15 protein-coding genes and 1 tRNA gene are annotated in these 14,916 nt (G+C 50.9%); 10 read left to right on the top strand and 6 right to left on the bottom strand.

Annotation, left to right across the window (positions count from 1 at the left end; genetic code table 11):
* Positions 1-2: 2 nt before the first annotated feature.
* On the bottom strand, positions 3-1,067 hold the full coding sequence (gene hemE / locus AC5JO6_RS22175) for a uroporphyrinogen decarboxylase (protein ID WP_496083208.1): 1,065 nt from the start codon (positions 1,065-1,067) through the stop codon (positions 3-5).
* 225 nt (positions 1,068-1,292) lie between these two features.
* Here hemE and AC5JO6_RS22170 point away from each other — a divergent pair.
* A tRNA-Thr gene (locus AC5JO6_RS22170) sits at positions 1,293-1,365 on the top strand.
* A gap of 191 nt (positions 1,366-1,556) precedes the next feature.
* Here the strand turns inward: AC5JO6_RS22170 and AC5JO6_RS22165 are convergent.
* Complete coding sequence (locus AC5JO6_RS22165; RefSeq protein WP_496083207.1) at positions 1,557-2,417, bottom strand: DALR anticodon-binding domain-containing protein; 861 nt, start codon at positions 2,415-2,417, stop codon at positions 1,557-1,559.
* Between the two features lie 373 nt (positions 2,418-2,790).
* Between AC5JO6_RS22165 and AC5JO6_RS22160 the strand changes: the two genes are divergently transcribed.
* On the top strand, positions 2,791-3,486 hold the full coding sequence (locus AC5JO6_RS22160; RefSeq protein WP_496083206.1) for a Crp/Fnr family transcriptional regulator: 696 nt from the start codon (positions 2,791-2,793) through the stop codon (positions 3,484-3,486).
* 12 nt (positions 3,487-3,498) lie between these two features.
* On the opposite strand, the gene AC5JO6_RS22155 is transcribed toward AC5JO6_RS22160, so the two are convergent.
* Positions 3,499-4,371 (bottom strand): SWIM zinc finger family protein, encoded by an 873-nt coding sequence (locus tag AC5JO6_RS22155; protein ID WP_496083205.1) that lies wholly within the window; start codon positions 4,369-4,371, stop codon positions 3,499-3,501.
* Positions 4,372-4,411: 40 nt separating this feature from the next.
* Positions 4,412-5,104, bottom strand: coding sequence for a Uma2 family endonuclease (locus tag AC5JO6_RS22150; RefSeq protein ID WP_496083204.1), 693 nt, complete (start codon positions 5,102-5,104; stop codon positions 4,412-4,414).
* Between the two features lie 195 nt (positions 5,105-5,299).
* Here AC5JO6_RS22150 and AC5JO6_RS22145 point away from each other — a divergent pair, with 195 nt between their 5' ends.
* Together AC5JO6_RS22145 and AC5JO6_RS22140 are read left to right on the top strand one after the other, a co-directional pair.
* Positions 5,300-5,521: a hypothetical protein gene (locus AC5JO6_RS22145; protein ID WP_496083203.1), complete on the top strand. Its 222-nt coding sequence runs from the start codon at positions 5,300-5,302 to the stop codon at positions 5,519-5,521.
* Positions 5,522-5,691: 170 nt separating this feature from the next.
* A complete protein-coding gene (locus AC5JO6_RS22140; RefSeq protein WP_496083317.1) occupies positions 5,692-5,964 on the top strand; it encodes a ParE family toxin-like protein in 273 nt (90 codons plus the stop codon).
* 60 nt (positions 5,965-6,024) lie between these two features.
* Here AC5JO6_RS22140 and AC5JO6_RS22135 read toward each other — a convergent pair whose 3' ends face one another.
* Positions 6,025-7,659, bottom strand: coding sequence for a phospholipase D-like domain-containing protein (locus AC5JO6_RS22135; RefSeq protein ID WP_496083202.1), 1,635 nt, complete (start codon positions 7,657-7,659; stop codon positions 6,025-6,027).
* A 6-nt stretch (positions 7,660-7,665) separates the two neighbouring features.
* A complete protein-coding gene (locus tag AC5JO6_RS22130) occupies positions 7,666-8,817 on the bottom strand; it encodes an EndoU domain-containing protein (protein ID WP_496083201.1) in 1,152 nt (383 codons plus the stop codon).
* Positions 8,818-9,486: 669 nt separating this feature from the next.
* Between AC5JO6_RS22130 and AC5JO6_RS22125 the strand changes: the two genes are divergently transcribed.
* The 6 genes from AC5JO6_RS22125 to AC5JO6_RS22100 all read left to right on the top strand — a co-directional run bounded on the left by AC5JO6_RS22125 (position 9,487) and on the right by AC5JO6_RS22100 (position 14,890).
* Positions 9,487-10,950: a DUF3747 domain-containing protein gene (locus AC5JO6_RS22125; RefSeq protein WP_496083200.1), complete on the top strand. Its 1,464-nt coding sequence runs from the start codon at positions 9,487-9,489 to the stop codon at positions 10,948-10,950.
* Positions 10,951-11,070: 120 nt separating this feature from the next.
* Positions 11,071-11,502, top strand: a complete 432-nt coding sequence (locus tag AC5JO6_RS22120; RefSeq protein ID WP_496083199.1) for a ketosteroid isomerase family protein — start codon at positions 11,071-11,073, stop codon at positions 11,500-11,502.
* A 43-nt stretch (positions 11,503-11,545) separates the two neighbouring features.
* On the top strand, positions 11,546-12,079 hold the full coding sequence (locus tag AC5JO6_RS22115) for a pyroglutamyl-peptidase I family protein (protein ID WP_496083198.1): 534 nt from the start codon (positions 11,546-11,548) through the stop codon (positions 12,077-12,079).
* A 53-nt stretch (positions 12,080-12,132) separates the two neighbouring features.
* Positions 12,133-12,543 carry a YggT family protein gene (locus tag AC5JO6_RS22110; protein ID WP_496083197.1) on the top strand — a complete coding sequence of 137 codons (411 nt, stop codon included), beginning with the start codon at positions 12,133-12,135 and terminating at the stop codon, positions 12,541-12,543.
* 216 nt (positions 12,544-12,759) lie between these two features.
* Positions 12,760-14,115 (top strand): FAD-binding oxidoreductase, encoded by a 1,356-nt coding sequence (locus tag AC5JO6_RS22105; RefSeq protein WP_496083196.1) that lies wholly within the window; start codon positions 12,760-12,762, stop codon positions 14,113-14,115.
* A gap of 157 nt (positions 14,116-14,272) precedes the next feature.
* Complete coding sequence (locus tag AC5JO6_RS22100) at positions 14,273-14,890, top strand: chorismate lyase (protein WP_496083195.1); 618 nt, start codon at positions 14,273-14,275, stop codon at positions 14,888-14,890.
* The last annotated feature ends 26 nt before the right edge of the window (positions 14,891-14,916 follow it).

Genomic DNA, 14,916 nt, shown 5'->3' with positions numbered 1-14,916 from the left:
GGTTAAGCATGAACGGCTAACAATTGATCAGCCTGTTTGCCAATTTCAAAAAAGAAGGCAGCGTTTTCTTCAGGCGTGTTCGGTAGAATACCATGCCCTAGATTCAGGATGTGCTTTCCGTTGCCAGCTTTACGGATTGTGTCGAGAATACGATCACGAATGAATTCTTTAGAACCGAACAAAACACCTGGATCAAGATTGCCTTGCACAATGATGTCTTTACCCAGTCTAGCTCGTGCATCCGCCATGTCCACCGTCCAATCGATCGTCAGAATGTCTGCTCCAGACTGCGCCATGCGTTCTAAGAGACCGCCACTCTCACTCACCAGTAGAATTAATGGCGTATCGGGGTGGGTTGCTTTGATTTGGCGAAAAACCTGCTGCTGATAGGGCAATGCAAAGGTATCGTAATCTTGCGGGCTGAGTTGACCTGCCCACGAGTCAAACATCTGCACCACTTGAGCGCCACAGTCAATTTGATACCGGGCATAGATGGCGATCGCATCCGCTAACTTTGCCAACAGTTGGTGTAGCACAGTAGGGTTTGAGAACGCCATCTGCTTGATCACAGAATAGGTTTTCGATCCTTTGCCTTCGACTGCATACGCTGCCAGCGTCCAGGGTGCGCCCACAAACCCCAACACCGTGGATTGATTCCCCACTTCTGCCCGTAGCGCTTGCAAAATTGGCTTGATGAAGGGCAAAGACGCTTCAGGTTCCAGTGCGTGCAACGCGTTGATCTGTGCTTCTGTACGAATCGGATCGGCAATAATCGGACCTTTGCCTTCAGCAATATCCATGTCGATGCCCAGACCGGGCAGCGGAGTCACAATATCCGAAAACAAAATGACTCCATCCGGACGAAAGGCTCTCCAAGGCTGCAAGGAAATCTCGATCGCAACTTCGGGAATTTCTGAGCGATCGCGAAACGACGGATACTTCTCCCGTAGATCCCGATAGGCTTTCATGTAGCGTCCCGCTTGCCGCATCATCCAAACGGGAGGACGCGCTAACATTTCACCACGGGCGGCACGTAGCAAATAGGGAACCTGGGTTGACCCGGTCATTTAAGCTTCTTCCTGGCATCTTGATTGCATTTGCTAGCTTATCATCCCAACAACACTGTTTAGACAATTGCCCCAAGTTCGTGGCTTCTAGACGTTACTCGACATCCATTAGACGCTGATAATGGTTAAACGCTCTACCGATGTTGAGTCTAAAGTATTGCTCTAGAGCTGGCGATCCACCGCAGGAGGGCAATAAAGTTTGCTATCATGCCGTATGGATAGAACGCTGGTGTAGCTCAGTTGGTAGAGCAGCTGATTTGTAATCAGCCGGTCGCAAGTTCGAGTCTTGTCACCAGCTTTAAGAGGATGTTTTAACAGTCCGATTCCTTGTAGCGTTGGCGACTGAAGTCGCGGCTACACCAACGCTAGCGCAGCCATGCCCAAAGGGCTATACCCTGCTGAGGCAGGTTTTAAAGTCCTTTTGGTTCGGCAGTCCTTTTGTTGCGCTTGATCAATAATCTCTCCTCTCTTTGCTTCTCAAACACCCTCTTAAAGCTCGATCGCGGGACAGAGATGCAGTCCGTCCGCCAGGAGCAAGAACAGAACGCGCTGGGTTGCCATTAGCAATCCTAATTGAGCCGTTAGTACAGGCTTTTGCTCAGTCTGATCCCACAGTGGATGTACGCGATGAAAGGTCTGAAAAGCCTGTGATACAGCTTGTGCCGATCGCGCTAGTGTGGCTATGGTTCGTTTTTGGGATGGGTCATCAACGCGATCGAGTGCCTCAAATAACTGCACAAGCAAGTAACGATCGGCTGAGTGATGCAGGGAAAGCTGAGCAGCAGATGTAAGCCAGGGAAACGGGATGGGGCTGCTGAAGCGCCAATAAAATGGCGATTCCTCAAGTCTCTCTAGCCTAATCAACCCCTCATGATGGGCTAGCCGTAAGAGTGAAGAGCAACGAGCATGAGCATATTGCGCTTCAAAAATTGCCGCTGAGTGCAGCATGGTCTGCCGTTCGCTTACAGCCAGTGGCGCTGACGGCAATGTCCGTTGAGGTAGCGCATTGACAAGAAGTTGATCGAGCCACGCGGCGATCGCGCGATCGCCCACCTCAAAATGAATCAAGCCTGCTCCGGTTGCTTGAACAGAGACTCCTGGCGGCACTGCAACATCATCAGGTGAAGCTTGTAGCAACAGGTCAACTAATTGAGCGGCAATGGCGGCAGCATGTTGCGACTGAAGCGCTAAACGATGCGCGATCGCGCAAGTGTAGACCAGCGGTGTTGTCTTGCCAAAACGCTTGAGCGGTATCGCTTGAGCCGCTGGTACACTGCCCCCCATTGCTTCCGTAGAGGCGCTCCAGCGGCAGAGCGCTTGATACAGGCTCATGCGTAGCAGTGATAACATCGCAAAAGTAGCTCAATGTTTGCCAGTTCTCTTTCCAACTCCGTGCTTCAAATGAGCCACTGATCATTCAGGTTGCTTACTGACGTTGCCTTCTTACTCGCAGCAAGGGCGTTGGAGACAACATTGATGGTCAGATTCCTGAGTGACACGACGATCGCAACAGCACTTCGATGACTAAGGTAGAGTTATTAGTTTAATTAATGTATCCAATGTACTTGCGGAAGCCACAAGAGAAATGTGAATGTAGACTAATAGTACCTTTCTGTCGTTGTGCCCTGACTTCGGCTCAAGGCGTAGAGTCTGACGTTCTAGTTGCAGTGAGTAATTTTACGTCTTCCCTGCTATTCCTAGTAAATCCTACAGCCTGTAGCCTATGTACTCAGTAACATCCAATTCAGAGGCATCGCGTCCGTTTCTCACCTGGCAGCGGATTATTGATTGGTCTCAGGAGCATTACCGTGTTCGCACATTTACTAAAGATGAGAAACTGCCAACACGACCTGGACTTGTTTACTTAGTACAGCGAGGTGCTGTGCGTTTAGTCGGTAGCGCTCAAGTCAATGCGATCGGCAGCAGTACCTCATCACGTCTCCCGCGCATCAGCCCAGAAGAAGCCTTTCTAGGCTTTGTTGGAGCAGGGCAACCGTTTGAAATCGTCGCTCAATCGCCTTTTACCCTCCAAAGCTATGCCCATGTTGACCAGACATCGGTGCTGTGGATGTATTGGCATGATTTGGATAACTGGCCCCATTTTCGTCGAGAGGTACTAGATGCCTTTCGTTATCAGCATCAACGCAAGCTGCTTTGGCTTAGTACGCTGGGGCAACGGCGGACGATCGATCGCTTGCTTGGCTTTCTCACGTTGCTGATTGAAGAGTATGGTGAACCGACTGAACAAGGCTATTGCCTTCCGTTTCCGTTGACCCATGCCCAGATCGGTAGCGCGATCGGCTCAACCCGTGTCACCGTGACTCGACTGATGGGCAAACTCCGTCAGCGCGGCATGATCCGCACTCAGGGAGACAACTTACTCTGCATTCCCACAGAGGCTTCACTCACTCATACCTGATGCTCCAAACGCTTATGTTGCGCCTTCCGTCCGCATTGCCGCCAGGATTGCTTGCTGGCTAGCTGCTTGGTAAACGATTTTAAGGTAGTCTGTAACCGCTTGTGCATCGGTTTGGGCGATCGCAGCCTCAGCGATGGACTCAACCCTCAACGGTACGGAGCCGAGCACATCTAAGACTGTCTCACTGGTAGGCGGCGGTGCAATGACGACTAGCGACGACTCTAGCTGCTCTGTGTAGTGCCAGAAGCGATCGATCGACAACGGTATCGTTTCGGGTGATTGACGCTCTTCTGTAAACTGGGGCGCGCTACGTTCGTCGTGAGTAGTGTCTGCTCCATTGTCCTCACTGCCTGCACTTCTAATTTGCCGGAGGGCTTCGATGATTTGCGCTTTGGTGCGACCGCGTAGCTGAAATAGCACGAATGGGTCTTCGCTGAAGCGATCGCCCAACAAATAATACACAGCCCCGATATGCTTACAAGGGTTTGCCGGATCAGGGCAGGAGCATTTGCTGTGAATATCAAATTTGGTAAAGGGAAAAAGGCTTAAACCGTTTGCGGTGAAGACTTCCTCAATATTTTGGGGCATCTCTCCCGCCAAGAGTTTGGCAGAAAAAATCGCCTGCTGTGCCATCGACTCAATCACGTAGCCCCACTGATCATCCCCAAAGGGATCGAGCGATAGGGAAACCTTGTAGGGTTCTGGCGCTGTACCTTGCACTCTCGCAGCGACTTTTGATCCCTTGAAATCAATATTGAGGACATTGCCTTCACGGGCGTAGGTACGGGCACGCGCCAACCGTCGCACCCAGCCGAACGATTCCAGGACATCAATCCAGCGCTGTGCCCACCATTCGCGGTTTGGTTGAGAGTAGGGGTCGGACATGGGAGGAGAGGAGTGAGGGGTAAGGAGTGAGGAGTAGTGCTTAGAGGGTATCTGGATCGATGTTGAGTTCGCGTAGTTTGGCGGCTAGGCTATCGGCGCGTTGCTGTGAGGATAAAGCAGCTTCAGTGGGCGAGGGAACTAGGTCACCTTCGAGTGTAAAGTAACGCAGCTTGCCTTCGTGAAGACCCAAAAATAACTGTAGCTGCTGGCTCCAAAGTTGCCCTTGCGCGTTGGGCTGAAGCGGCTGATATTGACCGTTGACTAGGGAGAAGCCTGCAAATTCGAGGCTGTTGGGATCAAACCAGAAGTAGTCGTAGACTTTGAGCACATCTTGATAAAGCTGTTTCTTCAAGCCTCGATCAACATCTGCTGTACTTTCAGACAGTACTTCAATAATCACGCTGGGTGTTCTGCCGTCTTCTGCCCAGACGACCCAGCTTTTACGCGGTCTGCGTTCTACACCTAAGACGACAAAGAAATCGGGTCCGCGAAAGTCTCGGTTGCGGAGTTGTTTTTCGCTAAAGTAAATCGTGCTGTTGGCGCTGGCGTAGAAGTCAGTGCGATCGCGCCACAGCCAGTTGAGGCATTCTAAAAACAGCACGATTTGCTGAAAATGAAGGTCAGTTTCCACTGGTGGCTCGTCGCTGTACAGATCGCAAGGCGGCAGCAGCACGTCCGGATCTGGTAGTGCGATCGCTGAATCTTGCACAGAAGACACCTGAACCAAAGACATGACAAACACCTGTTCTACTGTCAATGCATATCAGCGTAGCAAACTTACAGTAGCAGTGAGCTGAGAGTAAGCGTGGTGCGATCGCGCCGCGTCAGTAAGGACATTCAAATAAAAGCAATGTGCTGGAAGCGAATCTCATGTTGCAATGCACAATGCTAATTTAGTGAGAAATAGCCTCTGAAGCATTACTAACGTATGACTAATCTACTGACAGAAGCATTTAGGAAGGCACAAGACTTACCGGAGCATTTACAAGATGAGCTTGCTGAACAATTAATTGACGATATTGAGAACGAATGGAAATGGCAAAAACAATTAGCTCAACCCCAGAGTCCGTTGCTGGACGCTCTGGCAGAGCAGGCACTGAGCAATTCTCTACAGGGTAAGACTCAGTTAAAGGGCTTTGACGAGCTATGAGAGGATGTTTTAAAAGTCAAGATGCGTGTAGCTCTGGCGACTGAAGTCGCGGCTACACGCACAAAACCTGCCTACGCAGGTTCCAAAACCCTCGTGCTGAGGTAGTCCGCGCAGGCGGACTTTGTTGATGTAGTCGCGGTTTTAACCGCCAGACACTTTTCAAACAGCCTCTGAAGTCGGAGTTGACGGATGAGTTTGTTCAATATTTTGCCAAGCTGCCCGAAAGGGTTCAAAAAACATCACGAAAAAACTACAAGCTTTGGAAGCAAAACCCTAACCACCCAAGCTTAGAGTTTAAGAAGCTCAACACAAAACAGCCTATTTACTCAGTAAGAGCGGGGATCGGCTGGCGTGCCGTAGGGGTCTTAAAAAATCCAGACACTATCGTATGGTTTTGGATTGGTTCACACAGCAACTACGACAAACTGCTAAAAAACCTATAGGTGAGCGAGTGCGATTGAATCGAAGTTCCTTGTGGTTAGTTGAGGTGGAAACCCGATGTTTCAACCCGCGAAATACAGGCGTTCTTTTTGCTTAGGTGACCCTGGTTTGTAGTAGCCTTTGAGCCAGGAGTCGTTGGGTTTGAGGTGAAACGATCGCACTTCGTCGGGTTCTGTCGTTTGCATTGTGGCGACATAGCGGGCGTAGTAGTGAATGAAAAGCCGCATGAATTCGCCCAGGTAAATGTCAGCTACACGCCGATCGCCCCGAATGATCAGCATATTCTCGTCGTTGTTCTTGGTTGAGGCATTGCTGAAATTGGCGGAACCTGTAATGACGATCGCATCATCACTAAGGGGATCGATCAACATATATTTGGTGTGAATGTACCTGACGTGGGTGTTGAGTCCCGTCGTTTTTTCTTTGAGGAAGCGATCGAAGGCACTACCTTTGGCAGCGGCTCCCGCAGCAATGCGATTATCCGGGTCACGGCGCAAACTTTCCACGTTGCCGTCTTCTTTTTCAAGCAAAACATAGCGCAAGTAGTCTTTGTCTTTCGCCAACACTGCCGCCAGCAAATCATTCACGCCAAACGCAGCCGTGAGGAATACCGCTGTGTTTGCTGCTTCCATGCGATCGGCGTACCATTCCAGAGCTTCAAGTGAGCCACGGGGACTGAAGATGGTGGTCGTTGCAGTGGGTGGCAACTCAGTTGGAACAGGTGTTTGCTCATCATTCCAGGGGCGCAGTTTGGCAGCCGTGGGATCCTGGCTAAGTTGTTCCCAGTAGGTGAGGTAACTGGCAGCAACAGTCGCGTCGCGCACAACATGCCCCACATTGGAATGTCCAAAGATGCCGCCATCGGTGATGTTAGTGGAACCCGTCCAGACCTGAAGGGGTTTGCCGTCTTTGAGCAAGATGATGAACTTGTTGTGGGCGATGTAGCTGGGGTTCGTGGTGCGAGGAATGGTGAGGGCTTCGATGTTGGCTTCGGCGATCGCCGCCTGGTTTGCCTGGTTAGGATAGTTCTGGCTATTTGGCTTGGCATCGACGATGATTTTGACGGCGGCTCCCGTTTTTTTTGCGGCACCAAACGCTTGTAAGACGGGCAAGTACTGAAATTCATACAGCGCTGCCCGCAGTTCATACTGACGACCGTTCGCCTGCTTGATAAAAGCCAGCAGCGCTTCGACCAGCCCACGAGACAGCCATTCCCAGGCTTTGCCTTTAGGCACTTTGTCGGGCGACACATTTTTGAACTTGCGGGCGTATGCCTGTGACCCTGCCACCCCCCGGTTGAAGTACACCGTATGGGTGCCAACCGTTTCATCCTCAGTCTCAACCTTGACTTCTACCGTGTCGCTCTGCTCTAGCTTCCTGGGTTTGCCGCGCAGTGCGACGATGCGATAGGTGTAGTCGTGGTTGGGCTTGGCGGTGAAGTCGCCCCACAAAAACGCCTGAATAGGATGTTCTAGAGACGAAACAAGGCTACCAGGCGGCAAGCTGGGATCGGTTTCCTCAAAGGTGCGAAAGCCCCTGAGCCAGTAGCGTTCGTCTTCGGTGTGATCGATGCGCTCGATCGCAAACCCCAGCACACCCGCACTACTCGATTCTGCTAAATCAATGCCCAGAAGGACAACATAGGAGCCTGCGATCGCCTGGACTGCGATCGCGCCGTTCGTCTCTTTTTTTCGCATGGCTTTTTACCGGGTAGGTTGGTCACACGGTGCATTGCGGTTGGTGTCGGGCGTAGCATCGGGGTAAAACGTGCGAATGGCACCTGCTTTTTTGACAAACACGGCTTGATACGGTGCCGTGCCTGGTACGGCGATCGTCAGCAGACAACCCTTCGATTCTTTAGAGTTGGACTTGAACAGCTTGAACCCGCGTGTGCCTTCCAGCAGAGTTTCCTGGGCGTTAAGCGTGTAGGGATAACCTTTGATGGGATTGTCTACAATCACTCGACCGTTTTGCACGATCGCCACACCAAAGGTGTAAATTTCACCATCTACCACTTCTTGCGTTGCCTTTCTGCCATTGCCAGTGCGGAGAATGCGCCCACCGATGCCGTTCTGCTGCAACTCCAGGTAACGACCGACAAAATGCAGCCCGCCGATGCTCTTGCCATCCTTCTCGCCGCAAAAAATGTGCTTAAAGCCCTTCTGCTCAAACCAGATGGCGGTTAAATCATCTAAAAACTGGCTGTCGGAGTTGCGATTGGGCTTTAGCTCACCACCCGTTGCCTGCTTGAGCTTGCGAACGACATCGGGATAAAACGTCATCAACTGCCGAAATTTGGTGTCGCTCACAGGAGCATCAAATCCAGCGCCGCAAAGTGCCAGAACCTTGCGATCGAAATCATTCAGCTCCGGCGGACGCGGCGAAATGTCCTTCTGTTCATCTCTGGGAAAGTCCACTGCAACCGGATTCGTCTCTGTATCAAAAAACGGCAGCAGTGATGAATTTGATGGGTTCGCGGGTTCTGGCGTAGGCGACGTATCAGGTGACGCATCGGGCGATGGGGAAGGCGTTACAGGGCTGCCGTCACTGGCTTGAAAGTCACCACAGGTTGCACTCACCCAGCGTCGTTCGGGTGTTGCTCCTGGCACTGTTACAAAGACAAACTTCCGCTGCGGACTGTTGAAGCCAACAGCGGTATAGCTCGTGCCTACTGTAAGCTGAACGCTGCCAGGATTTTTGCCGTTAATGGCTTGGGTTGCAGGACAGGCTTGTGTCGCTGTAAAAGTGCCCGATGGCGGCACCTGGGCATGAATCGTTTTAACAAAAAATGCTGATGTAGCGCCGATCGAGAGGCAGGTAACCCCGATCGCGATTCGTTTGGAGAGGGGGGGCATGAAAACAACTCCTAGTGCGTGGCTGTGTGCAAGACTGACAGCAAATCAATACAACAGGTCATAGCACTAGTCCGAACGCTTTTCAGAAAAATTTATGTTAATTGCTATGAGCGATAACCTTTTCTTAACTAAATCCTCTTGAACGGAGAAAATTTGTGCGATCGCTCATTAACATCTGACAACCAGCTATTGAATAATCCTTAATCTTCAAGCAAATAGAAATGTAAAGTGACTGTCTAAAGGGACATTGAGCCATTTCCTACCAAGCTTGTGCTTGCAAACTCGCAATGGCGTTGCTGAGATAAGCTTTTCTAATCTCAAAGTTTTCTCATTTTCAAAGAGCCACGCGATGTGCGACTTTCCTGAAAAGCTTGCCAAAACTGCCCTCACCCTAGCCCTCTCCCATCGGGAGAGGGAACCGGAACGGTCTGGAAGCCCTTCTCCCCAGGGAGAAGGGTGGGGATGAGGGCGAATTAGTTGCACATCGCGTAAGATCCACGTGTTTATACAAGTGTTTATACAAACGCAAATGGCACTATTGAGCGGATTCTGCGTCTAATCGAGTTCCGCAGCAATTGAGAGCAGCAGCCATCCTGTCACGATCGGTTGATATGCTGTTCAACTGACCGTTGGTCTCTCTAATGCTTTTACACAAATAGGCTTACAGGTATGGCAGCTTTAACACAATCTCGCCTTGCATCTCTAGTGGCGGCTCTGGGCATTACGTCTCTTAGCCTGCTACATCCGGCAAAAACGGCGATCGCGGCAGTGTTTGGACAAACAGAAGTTGACCCTGGCAAATTTGTCGTTGTGGCTTCTCCTTACAGCACTAACGCTTATCAGCTTTTGATTTTGGAGCAGCTTTCTGATCAGCGTCTCTGCTGGAGTGAAAGTGGCTCTAACCCAACTATCATCGATCCACTGCTGCTGACTTTTGACTTTACGCGCATTTGCGGGCGTAGCAACGATAGCAACGGTTATTCTGTCCGTCTGGCTGATCGAGACTTTGGCTTGCTCTTGCAGCTCAGTGTGCTCAGACGTGACAATGATTTGGTCTTGCTTGCAGTTGACTTGACCAATCGTGATGCACCGCCGATCGAAATTGGTAGAACAAACGGTCTGCCGCCTGCTGGTGCCTTTGCCAAAATTAACCTCAACCCTGAGTGGCGGTTGACCAAGCGCACTGATAAAGATGGCAACGTGCTGAGCTTTGTTTATCTAACCAGCGAGACAATTCCCTCTAGCATTAAGCTGACGGCGTTTGTCGATACGCAGTCGAGTTGGGCAAAGAACTACATTGACGCATTATCTGCCCAAAAAATCATCAGTGGGTTTGAAGATGGAACGTTCCGTCCTGATGAGCCAGTAACACGAGTGCAGTTTGCCGCGATCGTCAGTAAAGCCTTTGCCGCTTTGGAATCGCAACGTGCTGGTATCACTTTCAAGGATATTCAACCGAATTTCTGGGGTGCTCAAGCCATTCAGACGGCGTATCAAAAGGGGTTTATGTCAGGCTACCCAGACAGCACATTTAAGCCGAACCAACAAATTCCCCGCGTAGAGTCGCTGGTTTCACTAGCGAGTGGTCTGAAGCTAAGCAGTACCACCACGGATGCCCTGTCCTTTTATCAGGATGCAGCACAAATTCCGAGTTGGGCGAATGGCGCGATCGCGGCGGCTACCGATCGTCGTTTGGTCGTTAACTACCCTCGCGTCAAAGAGCTAAATCCGACTCGTCCAGCCACTAGAGCCGAAGTTGCTGCCTTCGTTTATCAAGCGCTGGCGGATGCGGGTCAACTGCCTGCTATTCCGTCTCCCTATGTTGTGTTCGTCGGTTCCCAAACGCCTACTGAAACACCATCGCCCATAGCACCGACACCACCCGCCACAGAGCCGCCGACAACACCGACACCGACACCATCGCCCACTTCATCGCCAACACCCTTACCATCGCCAATACCGACACCAACACCGATACCTCTACCATCGCCCACTTCATCGCCAACACCCTTACCATCGCCAACACCGATCCCCCTACCATCGCCCACTTCATCGCCAACACCCCTACCATCGCCCACTCCATCACCAACTCCAGGATCAGTCGTTGTACCGACAACACCAGTAAATCCATAGAACGCAGAAGCACTTCTCCGAATCGTGGTGTAATCTCTCTCAAGAGGCACACTTTTTGTTGGCTGCTCTGCGTATTCTAAAGAGTAGTTAGTGTGCGATCGTCGTTATCCATCTATTCATATGAAAAGTCCAGCTCCCACTGCTCAGCCTCACGTGACAGCGTCTCCTACTCTGACGATCGCGGGTGTGAACGAGCCAGTGATTTTACGCTACTTTGAAACCCTCAACGAAGGGGCGTTCCAGGCAACAGGTCAACTCTTTGCGGTTGATGGGGAGATGCAGCCACCGTTTGAGCAAGCGGTGGTGGGGACTGACGCGATCGCATCCTACTTGCAGGCGGAGGCAAAGGGCTTCAGCTTGCAGCCTCGTGAAGGCACAGTGAAGCTGTTAGACAGCGGCTACACCGAAATAGAGGTCGCTGGCAAGGTGCAAACACCGTTGTTTTCAGTCAACGTCTCTTGGCTCTTCCTTGTGGATTCCGAAGAAAAATTACTACTGGCAAAAATCAAACTTTTGGCATCTCCTCAAGATTTGCTCAGCCTGCGCGGTTGAAAAAGACAGCTAAAATTGATGCAGTCAAACCTCAAATGGTCGTATGACCAACAAAATTTTATTAACGTCTTTTGATTGTTGGGAAGCGCACCATACCTCAAATGCTTCGGACGATTTAATGACAGCGATGGCTCAGCAGGATCTGTTTGCTGCATGGCATGACAAGCTGTTCCTGCTGCGCAAATTGCCCGTTGATTTTCAATTAGCGCCTCAATATGTGATTGCTCAAATGGATGTTTTGCAGCCGGATTTGGTTATCTGCTGCGGTATGGCTGAGCATCGATCGCTACTCACTGTAGAGTCAACTGGCAGGCACAAAACGGACGCGCTTTCAACAGCGGTTGCGGTCGATCGACTGGTAAAACGTTTAGAGTTTACTGAAGTGAGTCATGACGCTGGAACGTTTGTTTGCAATCACCTTTACTACGCAGTCTTAAAATACATTCGCGATCGTGGCTTAAACTGTCGGTGCCTCTTTGTTCACGTACCTGTTCTCAATGAGATGAACCTTGCGCCTGTCTTGAAAGACTTTTTGGCGATTCTACACTTTTCTCAACAAGCCTCAAGAAAGCAATAGACAACTCTATAATATGAGCGCTACTAAAACGCGCTTACCCAGGAGAACCTGAGATGAACCAGGAGCCGAATAACCAGGATAATTTAGAGCGAAGACGCGAACTGCTGCGAGAGGAAGAGGCGTTTCGACTTCAACAAGAGCAGGGACGTTTAGAGTCGGCTAAAAGAAATACGACGTTTGCGTGGATCATTAATAGCATCTCCTTTTTTGTTGGGCTGCTTGAAATCCTCTTAGCTTTAAGATTTATTTTACGTGTCTCTGGAGCGAATAACAAAAACGCCTTTGCTCAGTTTATCTACGATATTTCCGAACCGTTTGTTGCCCCTTTTTCTACGCTTTTTGTGAGTCCTGTAACAGGGGGTGGCTCAAATATCTTTGACCTCAATGTTTTGGTTGCGATCGTGGTCTATGCACTCTTAGGCTGGTTGGCGATCGCCTTTGTACAGTACATTCGAGGGCGATAACTTAGAATTCACGGTCATCAGTTAACACCTGAAAAGCGATTGACTCACGTCTGAACGCTAAAGTAGCTTAGAACCCAAACCTTTTCCTCACCCTCTCACCGCATTTCGCTACTATCACTACCACCCGTCTCCAAGGATCTGTGTAATGCTGACGCTTGGCTAATCGTTTTGTCTTGTTCTTTAGCCATCAAGTCTCTTGCATTTATTGACATCCTTATGACTGCAACTAAGCTACCTATAGATCTTGGGCAATTTGCTGCCGAACTGAATGGATTGGAGATTATTACTGATCTCACCCAGATCACCAAGCTTTCTCAGGACTACTACACCTTTAGCCCCATTCTGCAACCGCTATTGAGCGACAAGCGCGGCGATCTTGTGGTGCGCCCAAGCAGTGAAGCAGAGGTGATTCAGGTTGCCGCTGCCTGCGTCAAACATAAGCTGCCGCTGACGGTGCGCGGCGCTGGGACGGGTAACTACGGTCAGTGTGTGCCGCTTCAAGGTGGAATTATTCTTGATCTGTCTCGGATGCAGGCGGTCAAATGGGTCAAGCCTGGGCTGGCATGTGTCGAACCAGGGGTCAAACTGGCAGCGTTGGACAAGCAAACTCGCAGCAGTGGTTGGGAAGTGCGGATGCTGCCCTCAACCTATCGCACAGCGACGATCGGTGGCTTTATTGGAGGTGGCAGTGGTGGCATCGGGTCGATTACCTATGGGCAAATTCGCGATCGCGGCAATCTTCTAGCAGTGCGCGTAGTCACCATGGAAGACGAACCCCGTGTGATTGAGCTACGCGGCGACGATGTTTACAAAGTTGCTCATGCCTATGGCACTAACGGCATCATTACCGAACTGGAGATTCCGCTTGCGCCTGCCTACGCCTGGGCAGAGGCGATCGTTGCTTTTCCCGACTTTATGACGGCGGCTCGATTTGGTCAGGCATTCAGCGATAGCGACGGCATCATCAAAAAGCTCGCGTGCATTTGCGCTGATCCCATCCCCACCTATTTTGCCGCGTTCCGTAACGTCATTCCGGCTGGTAGCCACTGTGCCCTGGTCATGGTTGCCGAATCAGCGCTAGAACCCTTTGCCGAACTGGTAAAGGCATACAGCGGCACGGTTTGCTTACAGAAGAGCGCCCAAGAAGCCAGCAAAGGCACCACTTTAGTTGAATACTCCTGGAATCACACCACACTACACGCTCGTAGCGTTGATCCGTCTTTGACCTATCTCCAGACGATGTTTCCGCCAGACAAAGAGATGAAGCTGGTTGAGCACATGTATCAACATTTTGGTGATGAAGTCATGATGCACCTGGAGTTTATTCGCATCGGTGGCGAAGCCGTTCCTGCTGCTCTGCAAATTGTCCGCTATACCACTCCAGAGCGTCTTGCCGAGATTATTCATTACCACGAAGCGAACGGTGCGTTCATTGCCAATCCTCATACCTACGTTCTAGAAGATGGGGGGAGAAAGACCGTTGATCCAGAGCAGTTGCGCTTCAAAGAACAGGTCGATCCCTATGGCTTGCTGAATCCTGGAAAAATGAGAGCCTGGGAAGAAAGGGAATAAGGAGTAGGGGACAAGAAGACGCGTCATTTGAACGCTGCCGCCCCCTGGCTTTCTGTCTCCTCTAGGCAACAGTCAGCCGATCGCCCTCCGACTCAAGAAACGAACTTTGCTAACGAGAGCGCTATGATTGTAGCGAGGTTAAGTTGTGTAAAGAAAGTTGACTACAACCGTCAGGTCTTCAGAGCATATTGCGCTGCCAGCGACGTGGCATCCTCTTAACCCAATCTGGCAAGGTGATGAAACGATCGTGCAGCAGGGTTTACCTCATAGCAAACTAGCGCCTACCTGGCAGATGCTCATGCTGGGCGATGGTTCCCCAACCCGTCATTTACAGTTGTTGACCGGAGAGCCAACAGAAGTTGATGTCATTGATATGTCGGCGATCGGCATGGATGGCGATCAGGCACCGAGCCAACTTCAGGTCGTGCCGGGTCCACGCTTGCGGCGGCAGGTCTGGTTGCGAACTGCTTCAGGGCAGCGCCTAGCCTACGCTACATCCTGGTGGGAAGCCAGTCATGTGGATGAGTACCTGCAAAATCGATCGCTCCCCATTTGGGCAAGCCTTGCCCGGTTACGTACAGAACTATATCGGGATGTTCAGGGTATCTGCTATGGTCATTCGACAGCGCTAGAGCAAGCATTTGGGCAATCGGGTCCGCTCTGGGGTCGCCACTACTTATTCTGGCATCGCGGACAGCCCCTCACGCTGATTTACGAGGTTTTTTCGCCTTACTTGACAAGGTATCTGGGCGCGACACGCTTGGATGGTTGCTGAGTTGATGGCGCTGAATGAAGGTCGCG

Source organism: Tildeniella sp., from assembly GCF_059505325.1.
This window is presented reverse-complemented; position numbering and strand designations above follow the sequence as displayed.

Bases quoted from the DNA above. Each gene is read 5' to 3' on its own strand.
- AC5JO6_RS22120 (WP_496083199.1), top strand. From the start codon at position 11,071: ATGAAAAGTCCAGCTCCCACTGCTCAGCCTCACGTGACAGCGTCTCCT.
- AC5JO6_RS22130 (WP_496083201.1), bottom strand. From the start codon at position 8,817: ATGCCCCCCCTCTCCAAACGAATCGCGATCGGGGTTACCTGCCTCTCG.
- hemE (WP_496083208.1), bottom strand. From the start codon at position 1,067: ATGACCGGGTCAACCCAGGTTCCCTATTTGCTACGTGCCGCCCGTGGT.
- AC5JO6_RS22135 (WP_496083202.1), bottom strand. From the start codon at position 7,659: ATGCGAAAAAAAGAGACGAACGGCGCGATCGCAGTCCAGGCGATCGCA.
- AC5JO6_RS22115 (WP_496083198.1), top strand. From the start codon at position 11,546: ATGACCAACAAAATTTTATTAACGTCTTTTGATTGTTGGGAAGCGCAC.
- AC5JO6_RS22145 (WP_496083203.1), top strand. From the start codon at position 5,300: ATGACTAATCTACTGACAGAAGCATTTAGGAAGGCACAAGACTTACCG.
- AC5JO6_RS22160 (WP_496083206.1), top strand. From the start codon at position 2,791: ATGTACTCAGTAACATCCAATTCAGAGGCATCGCGTCCGTTTCTCACC.
- AC5JO6_RS22155 (WP_496083205.1), bottom strand. From the start codon at position 4,371: ATGTCCGACCCCTACTCTCAACCAAACCGCGAATGGTGGGCACAGCGC.
- AC5JO6_RS22110 (WP_496083197.1), top strand. From the start codon at position 12,133: ATGAACCAGGAGCCGAATAACCAGGATAATTTAGAGCGAAGACGCGAA.
- AC5JO6_RS22105 (WP_496083196.1), top strand. From the start codon at position 12,760: ATGACTGCAACTAAGCTACCTATAGATCTTGGGCAATTTGCTGCCGAA.
- AC5JO6_RS22125 (WP_496083200.1), top strand. From the start codon at position 9,487: ATGGCAGCTTTAACACAATCTCGCCTTGCATCTCTAGTGGCGGCTCTG.
- AC5JO6_RS22165 (WP_496083207.1), bottom strand. From the start codon at position 2,417: ATGTTATCACTGCTACGCATGAGCCTGTATCAAGCGCTCTGCCGCTGG.
- AC5JO6_RS22150 (WP_496083204.1), bottom strand. From the start codon at position 5,104: ATGTCTTTGGTTCAGGTGTCTTCTGTGCAAGATTCAGCGATCGCACTA.